Genomic DNA, 7,449 nt, shown 5'->3' on the forward strand with positions numbered 1-7,449 from the left:
AACAATGAACTACCTTAAATTATTCTCCCTTATCAGTTTATTATTCATTGCTGGCTGTAACGATACACAGTCAGAGTTACAGATGTTAAAACAAGCGGTGGCGATTGAAAGCAGTGATGAATGCCATTTATGTGGCATGCTGATTATTAATTATCCGGGGCCCAAAGGGGAAGTTGCAGATAAACGTAGTGAGCAGATCAATAAATTTTGTTCGACCCGAGATATGTTTGCTTTTTATCTCCAGCCTGAAAACAAACGCCAAGTGACGCAACTATTTGTACATGACATGAGTAAAATGCCGTGGGATGAACCCAACGACGGTCATTTTATTGATGCTACAACGGCTTGGTTTGTCATTCATTCAAGTAAACGTGGTGCAATGGGGCAAACCCTAGCAAGCTTTGGCAAAAAAGAGCATGCACAGGCGTTCAAAAAAGAGTTCGGTGGCACTGTTTATGGCTTTGAAGAGATAACGATGGATAGGTTGTAGATTTTGGAAGTGAAGCTTTAGCTTTGCCTATGGTACACAAATCTAAAATATTAATAGGACGTGCTGCTTTAGCTGCGCCTTTGGTAAACAAAGCAGGACTAAAGTCCTACGTCCGAATTGTGTGGTGCTTTAGCTCTGACTCATTTAAGTGCAAAGCTAAAGTCCTACATTTAAAACATCTGCAATAATAATGTAAAAACAAACACACTCACCGCAAATGCAAAACCGTAACAGAATACCATCTGCCAATCTCGACCACGTTTAACACCTAAATCATGTAATGCATGAAAAATACGGTGTAGCGTGTGCCACAGCGGTAATGCCACTAATACCAAGATAACCGCCGCACCAAACCAAGTAGTGGCAAAATTATGCAGGGTTTGATAATTAAAGTTGCCCTTATCGATAATACCCAGTGGAATTAATAACCCCGTTATTAATATCATTACTGGGGTTAAAAAAGCAGTGAGCATACCACCTGCGCCAAACAGTCCCCAAAAAACAGGTTCATGGGAGCGGATATAGGTTTTCTCTTTATTTTCCGACATAAACTTGATCCTTATAACGTAATGATTAACAGACATAAAATAGTGGCAATAATAAAAGTGGCATAGTGTCCAGAAATAATGACCTTATCATCAAGACGTTTACCTTTTATCCACAAATCAACCGCTTTAGGCGCTAGTGAAAACCATGTAATGGTATGATAAAGCGCTAAAGCCAGTGCGATAAGGTGCAAAATAATCATCAATGGGTTTTGTAATGATGCCATCCAGCCATTAAATGCAACTTCTCCTTGGCTTAAGCGCAGCACTCCCCACGCTAATATCAAACTATAAAGGGTGATAAAAACACTACTGCCTTCTCTGATCATATATTTGGTGTAAAAAAGCTGTTTCATCCACCAATCACTAGGTAGTTCCCGTGTATAAGGTTTACGTTTACTCATTGTTATTCTCCGTAAAATATTACTTATGAAGTGATCTGTATGGGAAGTCGCGCTTTAGCGATGCCTTGTTTATCTTGGCGAAGCTAAAGCATCACTTCCTAAATATATGTATCACTCACTCATTATTCTGGTTTAAACATACCTATTAGATAATCTTTACTGCTTTCTACTTTTAATAGCTGAATTGCTGCTGCAGGATCAACCCCCTTCGGACAGACCACAGAGCAGTAACCGACAAAGGTACAACCCCAAACACCTTCCTCTTGATTAACTATTTTCATGCGCTGAGCTTCGCCAAAATCACGACTATCACGGTTGTAACGCGCAAGTAGTGCAAGGGCGGCTGGGCCTGTGAATTTGTTATCTAAGCCATATTGTGGACAAGCTGCATAACAGAGCCCACAGTTGATACACATGGAAAACTGTTTATATTTTGCCATTTGCTCGGGTGTTTGTTTATGAGGACCTTCTGACAAGCACTTTTTATCCCCCGTTTTTTCAGGAATAATATAAGGTTTTATCTCTTCCAATTTTTTAATGAAATCATCCATGACCACCACTAAATCACGTTCAATAGGAAAATTCGCCAGTGGCTCTAAACTGATTTTTTTAGGGTAATAATCGCGTAGAAATGCTTTACAACCTAATTTAGGGACACCGTTAACCATCAAACCACAACTACCACAAATTGCCATGCGACAAGACCAGCGGAAACTGATGGTGCTATCAAGGTGATCTTTAATATGTTGTAGCGCCTCTAAAATCGACATATCTTCTGTGTAAGGCACTTCAAAGGTTTGTGTAAAAGGCTTTTTATCTTCTTCGGGGCGATAACGAAGAATATCTATATCAATAATTTGCCCTGTTTCTACTGGCTTAGACATTATTTTTTCTCCTGTAGATCTTTATCGCCAGCCGCACCATAAGCACGCACAGCAGGTTGACTCTTAGTGATCGTGACATCGCTATAATCAATTTTAGGGGCTTTGTCTGCTTGATAATAAGCGAGTGAATGTTTGAGGAATTTCTCATCATCACGTTTTTCAAAACCATCAAGTCGCTGATGAGAGCCACGTGACTCTTCACGTTTTATTGCGCTGTGTGCCATCGCTTCAGCGGTATCAAGCAGGTAACCTAATTCAATTGCATATAAAAATTCAGTATTAAAGACGCTGGATTTATCCACGATTTTAATGTTTTTATAACGGTTTTTAAGTTCGGCTAATTTATTGATGGTTTTTTGCATCGAATCAAAAGTGCGGTATATGCCTACTCCTTCTTCCATGGAATCCCCCATTTCTTGGCGAATATCCGCCATTTTTTCTGTGCCATTGCTGTGTAGCAGATCTTCGCTGCGTTTAATAACCGCTTCAGCTTGTTTTTTAAGTGGGGTTAACTTTTCATGTTTGATGGATTTTGCATGTATCGCTGCTTGTTGCCCTGCAAGTTGCCCAAATACCGCCAATTCGGTGAGTGAATTTGAACCTAAACGGTTTGCACCATGTAAACCTACAGAAGCACACTCTCCGATGGCGTATAACCCAGATAATGAGGTGGCTGTTTTCGCGTCTGTTTCGATGCCTCCCATGGTATAATGCACGGTTGGGCGGACTGGAATAGGCTCATAAACAGGATCAACACCCACATACGCTTTGGCAAGTTCACGAATAAAAGGCAGGCGTTCGTTGATCTTTTCTTCGCCTAAATGGCGTAGATCAAGATAGATATAATCACCACGTTTACCTTGGAATACATTACCTTTTTGTTGCTCTTGCCAGAAACATTGGCTGATTTTGTCACGTGGGCCCAGTTCCATATATTTGTTTTTTGTTTGACCCACGGGGACTTCTGGGCCAAGACCATAATCTTGCAGGTAACGATAACCGTTCTTATTCACTAAAATACCGCCTTCACCACGGCAGCCCTCCGTCATTAAAATACCACTGCCGGGTAAACCCGTAGGGTGATATTGCACAAACTCCATATCACGTAGCGCCACGCCATGACGATAAGCGAGTGACATACCATCACCTGTTACGATGCCCCCATTGGTATTGTAACTATAAACGCGACCTGCACCACCTGTTGCCATGATCACCGATTTAGCTTGGATTAGTTTTGCCTCACCTTCAGCAATATCTAAAATAACCACACCTTGAATTTTGTCATTTTCCACGATCAAGTCTAAACAAAAATGCTCATCAAAACGGGTTATTTTAGGGTGTTGAAGTGAGGTTTGAAAAAGGGTATGCAGGATGTGAAAGCCACTTTTATCGGCCGCAAACCAAGTACGCTCTATTTTCATACCACCAAAAGCACGTACATTAATAGAGCCATCATCTTTGCGACTCCACGGACATCCCCAATGTTCTAATTGAGTGAGTTGTTTGGCTGCATTTTCGACAAAATATTCAACCACATCTTGCTCACATAACCAATCACCACCAGAAACGGTATCGTTAAAATGATTATCGAGAGAGTCATGATCTTGTGCAACACCGGCCGCACCTCCTTCTGCTGCCACAGTATGGCTACGCATAGGATAAACTTTGGAGATAAGGGCAATATCAAGTTCGGGATGATTTTCAGCTATCTCAATGGCAGCTCGTAAACCAGAGCCTCCTGCACCAATAATGGCAACGTCTGTTTTAATAATTTGCACGCTTATCTCCTATCAAAAAAATGATGAATTAGCAGTGTAACAAGGCTTTTTTAAAAATCCGTGAGAGTGGTAAGGTTTTTGAATTTGTTTTTAATAGTTGGGGTTTTTATTACGTTGAATCAATAATTTGATAAACTGTTTCTCTCAAAAAAGGGAGATAAAATGAATTGGTTACCCAGTGCAGAAATTGCACTATTAAAAAAGCGAGCATCCATTATTCAAAGGATCCGTCAATTTTTTATTTCTCGTGAACTCTTAGAAGTGGAAACACCTGCTCTAAGTCAATCTGGGGTCACTGATCCACACCTATTTTGTTTTAAAAGCTACTTTGTTGGTGCTGATATTGATGCTAAAAATATTGAAGCGCAAGGCGTACCATTATATCTACAAACCTCGCCTGAATTTCATATGAAACGCCTGTTATCGGCCGGTAGTGGTTCAATATTCCAAATAAGTAAAGCATTTAGAAATGAGGAATCGGGGCGTTATCATAATCCTGAGTTTACGTTGCTGGAATGGTATCGTGTTGGCTTTGATCATTTTCAATTAATGGCTGAGATGGAGCAACTATTACAACTTATTTTAGAGTGTGGGCCGTGCAAGCGGTTAACCTATCAACAAGCCTTTAAACAGGTACTTGATGTTGATCCTTTGTCGGCTTCATTAGCGATTTTAAAAAAATCGGGTGCTCACCTAAATTTAGGTGATGTATTAGAGACTGAAACAGATTTTGATACCGTTTTACAGTTACTATTCTGCTTTGCTATTGAGCCTGTGATTGCCAATGAACAACCCTGTTTTGTCTACAATTTTCCCGCATCACAAGCTGCCCTTGCACGTATAAGTCCTGCTGACAAACGGGTGGCAGAGCGTTTTGAGGTTTATTATAAAGGCATTGAACTCGCTAATGGTTTTCATGAACTCAATGATAGTGACGAGCAATTAAGGCGCTTTGAAAAAGATAATCAGTACCGTAAAATAAATAACCTCCCTGAAATGCCCATCGATTTCCGCTTTGTGGCATCATTAAAAAAACTACCTGATTGTGCAGGGGTTGCGTTAGGTATTGATCGTTTGATCATGCTTGCTACGGATAAAAATCATATCGATGACGTGGTGAGTTTTACAATTAAAGGAGCCTAACATGGCAAAATTATGGTTAACCGATAAAGCTTATTCAATGTGGGCTTATCTTATTCGCATCGGCTATTGGCTACTGGTTATTTATCTATCCTCTCTTTATTTACAACGCTATGAGCAAGAAAGTTGGTTTAAAGTGGGTTTGATGGTGATAAGTTTGTTGTTTGTGGTTGGTTTTTTAAAGTTAGGTCGATGGTTAGATCACTTTTTTAAAATTAACAAAAAATAACCGTTATTTGCAGACTATACTTTGATTATATATTGAAATAAATCATCGAGGTATCTATGCCAATTACAAAAGTGAAATCTGAATTTAAAAAATTTTCTGATATTTTAAATAACGATATTATTGCCGATGAATGCACAGCGGGAGAATTAAAGTTAGTGCATGATCAATTACAAGAAGCAATTCTATCACGCGATCCTGCGCAACTGATTCGAGATAAAAAGATCACTCAGCAATTGTTGCTCTTTGAAGAGAGTAATCCTATTGTGGGCAAAGTGATTAAAGATTTGATGGCTGCACTGTCTGGAATGGGGATTTAGATAAACCATTATTGAATAAAAAACCAAGGGATCATTGCTCCCTTGGTTTAGTCTATACTCATGTTACCTTGCTGACTTTGCGTTTTGAAGTAATAACCGTTACCAATCAAAGTACTGAATTTTGCATCTTGAATGATAACTGGTATACATTATTTAACGGTAACTGAGCGTCCTGCTCTGCCTGTTGCTGAAATACTTCGTACTAAAATACCCACTTTTGCAGTTGGTTGTTGCTCATGATTATACTTTTCCCATACTTTACCATCATTTGAATACTCAATAGTTAAGCCTGGAAAGCTAACATTCGCCTCTAGTTTACCTTTGTTAATGATTGCTCCTGGCACTGGTAAACGGTAAATGATATTTGCAGCATCCAGTTTAGCTAACTCTTTATGACCTATTACATGGGCAAAAACTTCCCAATCTGCAGCACGCTGTTGAATACGTTTACCCATTGTATTTGTGCCTTTATAATTAAACTCATTGGTTTTATAGTTAACACCTGTTTTATGTTTTGGCTCCCAGTTGGCGGTATGCCAAGCACGCTCTGCAAGTGCGAAGATACGTGGAAATACCATATATTCGACCTGATCATCCTGACGAATTGATTCTGACCAAATATTACCTTGTAACCCTTTAAATTCTTTATTTTTCTCTGTGGAAGTCACATTTAACGGGTTGCCCATGCGATCTGTCATGGTTTCAGCATTCGCTGGGATATTATCGGGCATGAAATTAAATATTTTTTTAGTATTGGTATATCGTGCGGCCCAGTAATAACCTCGTTCTTTTGGGTCTGCTTCATAAGGGTGGTCAAAATATACGACATCTGGCATTGCCACAATAACGTCATACCCTGCATTAGCAAAAGCATTATAATTACCTGCTCCATTCCAGTACATAGTACTCCATACATATGCACTACTATCACCAGCAAGACTCTCAGGGGGCATAATTCCATCGTGGTTTAAGCCATCATTCCAAGCTGCTAAATTTAATTCATGATTGTTCAGGATATGGCTAATACGTTTAATAAAGTATTTTCCTAGATCTTTGGTGGTATTAATACCATTGTCAGTATCTACAAATAGTTGGCGACATGCAGGTGAGTCTCCCCAAGCGCCAGCCGTTTCATCGGCACCAATGTGATAGTCACTAAGTGGTTGACCACCTTCTTGATGAATTTTTTTAATTTCAGAAACAACTTTATCCATAAAAACAAAGCTTGATTCTATGCATGGATTAATGGTGTTATCCGTGTAATTTTGAATTGAAAAATATTTTGTCTCATCATATCTATCAGCCAGTAAATACATTTCCGCTGCTTTTTGGTCACCTTGTTTCAGGAATTTTCTATAGCGTGCATCCATTGACTTAATAGCAGCACGTGAGTGTCCTAGCATATCCATTGATGGAATAACTTGGATATTACGCGCAGTTGCATAGGCTAAGGAAGATTGAAGTTGGAAATATCAAGTTTAATGTCTATCTAACACACATTGATTAGGTCAAATTCCGATAATTTCCATTTAAAATATAAGCAGCTAAACGATCGTTAATTTAGTAAAATATAAGCCTTAATAAACGAGGTAAATATGAGCTTTAAAATTAAACGATTAGATCACCATGGTATTGTCGCTGGCATTATTGATGACTTACAAA

9 protein-coding genes and 1 pseudogene are annotated in these 7,449 nt (G+C 39.2%); 4 read left to right on the forward strand and 6 right to left on the reverse strand.

The window, feature by feature from the left end; genetic code table 11:
* Positions 1 to 4: 4 nt before the first annotated feature.
* On the forward strand, positions 5 to 490 hold the full coding sequence (locus tag G322_RS0106000; protein WP_022940905.1) for a nitrous oxide reductase accessory protein NosL: 486 nt from the start codon (positions 5 to 7) through the stop codon (positions 488 to 490).
* 170 nt (positions 491 to 660) lie between these two features.
* On the opposite strand, the gene frdD is transcribed toward G322_RS0106000, so the two are convergent.
* The 4 genes from frdD to frdA all read right to left on the reverse strand — a co-directional run bounded on the left by frdD (position 661) and on the right by frdA (position 4,101).
* Positions 661 to 1,038, reverse strand: a complete 378-nt coding sequence (gene frdD, locus G322_RS0106005; RefSeq protein ID WP_022940906.1) for a fumarate reductase subunit FrdD — start codon at positions 1,036 to 1,038, stop codon at positions 661 to 663.
* Between the two features lie 11 nt (positions 1,039 to 1,049).
* Positions 1,050 to 1,439, reverse strand: a complete 390-nt coding sequence (locus G322_RS0106010; protein WP_022940907.1) for a fumarate reductase subunit C — start codon at positions 1,437 to 1,439, stop codon at positions 1,050 to 1,052.
* Positions 1,440 to 1,561: 122 nt separating this feature from the next.
* Positions 1,562 to 2,323, reverse strand: coding sequence for a succinate dehydrogenase/fumarate reductase iron-sulfur subunit (locus tag G322_RS0106015; RefSeq protein ID WP_022940908.1), 762 nt, complete (start codon positions 2,321 to 2,323; stop codon positions 1,562 to 1,564).
* Positions 2,323 to 4,101 carry a fumarate reductase (quinol) flavoprotein subunit gene (frdA, locus tag G322_RS0106020; protein ID WP_022940909.1) on the reverse strand — a complete coding sequence of 593 codons (1,779 nt, stop codon included), beginning with the start codon at positions 4,099 to 4,101 and terminating at the stop codon, positions 2,323 to 2,325. Before frdA ends, G322_RS0106015 begins: the two co-directional genes overlap by 1 nt.
* Positions 4,102 to 4,263: 162 nt before the next feature.
* Here frdA and epmA point away from each other — a divergent pair, with 162 nt between their 5' ends.
* From epmA to G322_RS0106035, 3 genes are read left to right on the forward strand one after another with little or no spacing between them, the layout of a single operon-like run.
* Positions 4,264 to 5,244, forward strand: a complete 981-nt coding sequence (epmA, locus tag G322_RS0106025; RefSeq protein WP_022940910.1) for an elongation factor P--(R)-beta-lysine ligase — start codon at positions 4,264 to 4,266, stop codon at positions 5,242 to 5,244.
* A gap of 1 nt (position 5,245) precedes the next feature.
* Complete coding sequence (locus G322_RS0106030; protein WP_022940911.1) at positions 5,246 to 5,470, forward strand: hypothetical protein; 225 nt, start codon at positions 5,246 to 5,248, stop codon at positions 5,468 to 5,470.
* A 56-nt stretch (positions 5,471 to 5,526) separates the two neighbouring features.
* A complete protein-coding gene (locus G322_RS0106035) occupies positions 5,527 to 5,787 on the forward strand; it encodes a DUF4404 family protein (protein WP_022940912.1) in 261 nt (86 codons plus the stop codon).
* A 149-nt stretch (positions 5,788 to 5,936) separates the two neighbouring features.
* Here the strand turns inward: G322_RS0106035 and G322_RS24510 are convergent, their stop codons facing one another.
* Positions 5,937 to 6,242: a chitobiase/beta-hexosaminidase C-terminal domain-containing protein gene (locus G322_RS24510; RefSeq protein ID WP_281166506.1), complete on the reverse strand. Its 306-nt coding sequence runs from the start codon at positions 6,240 to 6,242 to the stop codon at positions 5,937 to 5,939.
* 87 nt (positions 6,243 to 6,329) lie between these two features.
* A pseudogene (locus G322_RS20035) lies at positions 6,330 to 7,238 on the reverse strand (family 20 glycosylhydrolase); the annotation flags it as partial.
* Positions 7,239 to 7,449 lie beyond the last annotated feature (211 nt).

The sequence above is a fragment of the Psychromonas hadalis ATCC BAA-638 genome (assembly GCF_000420245.1).
Lineage (GTDB): Bacteria > Pseudomonadota > Gammaproteobacteria > Enterobacterales > Psychromonadaceae > Psychromonas > Psychromonas hadalis.